The sequence below is a fragment of the Cellulomonas septica genome (assembly GCF_012396155.1).
In the GTDB taxonomy this organism is placed as follows: domain Bacteria; phylum Actinomycetota; class Actinomycetes; order Actinomycetales; family Cellulomonadaceae; genus Cellulomonas; species Cellulomonas septica.
The window spans coordinates 1-2,148 of record NZ_JAAXOY010000616.1 but is presented as its reverse complement, the minus strand read 5'-3'; the positions used below and the strand labels follow the sequence as shown (position 1 = coordinate 2,148).

General features: G+C 75.9%; 3 protein-coding genes. 2 read left to right on the top strand and 1 reads right to left on the bottom strand.

Translation table 11 applies throughout. From position 1 onward, the window contains the following. Positions 1-625, bottom strand: a 625-nt coding sequence (locus HGA02_RS17315; RefSeq protein WP_168680447.1) for a DUF4386 family protein, incomplete at its 3' end; no start/stop codon positions are given. A gap of 145 nt (positions 626-770) precedes the next feature. Between HGA02_RS17315 and HGA02_RS17310 the strand changes: the two genes are divergently transcribed. Both HGA02_RS17310 and HGA02_RS17305 read left to right on the top strand, forming a co-directional pair. Further along, a complete protein-coding gene (locus tag HGA02_RS17310; RefSeq protein WP_168680445.1) occupies positions 771-1,451 on the top strand; it encodes a TetR/AcrR family transcriptional regulator in 681 nt (226 codons plus the stop codon). 142 nt (positions 1,452-1,593) lie between these two features. Continuing rightward, positions 1,594-2,148: TerD family protein (locus HGA02_RS17305; protein WP_168680444.1), on the top strand; the 555-nt coding region annotated here is incomplete at its 3' end.

The following is a 2,148-nucleotide window of genomic DNA, read 5'->3' as shown; positions in this document are numbered from 1 at the left end:
CCGCGGTCAGCGCGTCGTCGGCGAACCACCCGGCGGGGACGAGCGTGACGGTCCACGCGATGGCGAGCACGGCGAGCGAGCCGCGCAGCCAGGTCGGCGCGACGTCGGCCGCCCGCCAGGCGAGCACCGCGAGGCCGACGGCCCAGACCCCTTGCAGCAGCCACCCGAGGTGCTCGCCGAGCGCCCCGCCGGCGTACGCGTTGAGCAGGTCGTAGCCCGCTGCGGTCGCCTTGCGGGTCGCGGGGCTCGTGGCCGGGTCGAGGTACCGCTCGGCGAGGCCGGGCACGACGACCGGCCAGCGCACCCAGCCGAGGCACTGCACGACGGGCGCGAGGACGCCGAACGCGGTCACGGTCAGGAGCGCCGCGTCGGTGCCGCGGCTCCGCGCCAGCAGCCGGTGCAGCGCGATCACTCCCGGGACGAGGACGAGGCTCCCCGCCATCTGGAGGACGAACAGCGCCTGGACCGTGCCCGCGACCTCGGCGAACGCGGGCAGCGCCTCGGTGGCGGGGGCGTCGAGGACGTCGGGCCAGCCGAAGGTCAGGCTCAGGCCGACGCTCGCGACGGCGGCGACGGCTCCGGAGGCGACGAGCGAGAGGGCGGCGGTGCGGCGGTCGCTGGACATGGTGGCTCCTCGGCGGCGAGATGAGAGAACACTGTTCTCGTTTGTGCGAACAGTGTTCTCCTCGGCGGGGGTGCCCGTCAAGAACGGTGTTCTCGTTTATGGTGCTCGCGTGCCGGCAACGCCTCGCGAGCAGCGACGACAGCAGATGACGGACGCGATCCTGCGCTCCGCGCGCGCCCAGCTCGACACCGCGGGGGTCGAGGGCGTGACGCTGCGCGAGGTCGCGCGGGACGTCGGGATCGCGGTGTCGGCGCTCTACCGCTACGTCGACAGCCGCGACGACCTCCTCACCGCGCTGCTCGTCGAGGCCTTCACCGAGCACGCTGACGCGGTCGACGCGGCGGTCGACGCCGCCGACCCTGACGACCTGCCCGGAGCCGTCGCCGCCGCCTTCCGCGCGTACCGCGCGTGGTCCGTCGACCACCCTGCCCAGTTCGGCCTCGCGTTCGGCGCACCGGTCCCCGGCTACCGCGCACCCACCGACCGGACCGTCGCCGCCGCGGTCCGGCCGGGCGGGCGCGTCATGGAGCTGTACGGGCGCGCCCACGCCGCCGGGCTCGTCGACCCGGACGTCCTCGCGCGCCGGGCCGCACGGCTCGACGACGGGACGTCGGCCAGGTTCGCGGACCTCGCGCACCGGCGGTCGTACGACCTCCCCGTCCCGGCGGTCGCGCTCGCCGTCGACGCGTTCGTGCGCGTGCACGGTTTCACCGTGATGGAGGTGTTCGGCCAGCTCCGCCCGCTGATCTCGCCCGCCGACGCGTACTTCGACGACCTCGTCGAGCAGACGCTGGGCGCGATGGGCCTGCCGACGTCGCCCCGCTGACGCGGCACCGTGCCCGCCGGACGGGTGGCCGGTCGACGCCGCGGCACACCCGTGCGCGAAGGCCGCCCGCCGGCCGGTCGACGGCCGGTAGATTCCGTGCGGCCGGTGCCGCCGCCCCGGTCGGCCCCACGGAAGGAACCCGGTGGACCAGCTCACGAAGGGCGCGAACGCGCCGCTGACGGCGTCGCGCGTCACGCTCACGGTCGACGTCCCCGCGCCCGCGGACCTGTCCGCGCTGCTCGTCACCGAGAGCGGCCGGGTCCGCTCCGACGCCGACTTCGTCTTCTACAACCAGCCCGACGGGCCCGGCGTGCGGTGCGTGCAGCCGTCGGCCGGGCAGCCCTGGCGCGTCGACGTCGACCTCGCGGCCGTGCCCGCCGACGTCCACGCGGTGCGGCTCGTGACGAGCCTCGACGACGCGTCCTCGACGTTCGGACGCGTCGGGCAGCCGGTCGCGCGCGTCGCCGACGACGCCGGGACGCCGCTGGCCGCGTTCACGATGACCGACCTGGCGACCGAGAGCATCGTCGTCGCGCTCGAGCTGTACCGGCGGGCCGGTGCGTGGAAGGTGCGCGCCGTCGGTCAGGGGTACGCGGGCGGGCTCGCCGACCTCGTCACGGACCACGGGGTGTCCGTCGACGACACGCCCCCGCCGGCCGTCGCCGCAGCGGTCGCCGCACCCGTCGCCGCCGCACCG

Bases quoted from the DNA above. Each gene is read 5' to 3' on its own strand.
- HGA02_RS17310 (WP_168680445.1), top strand. From the start codon at position 771: ATGACGGACGCGATCCTGCGCTCCGCGCGCGCCCAGCTCGACACCGCG.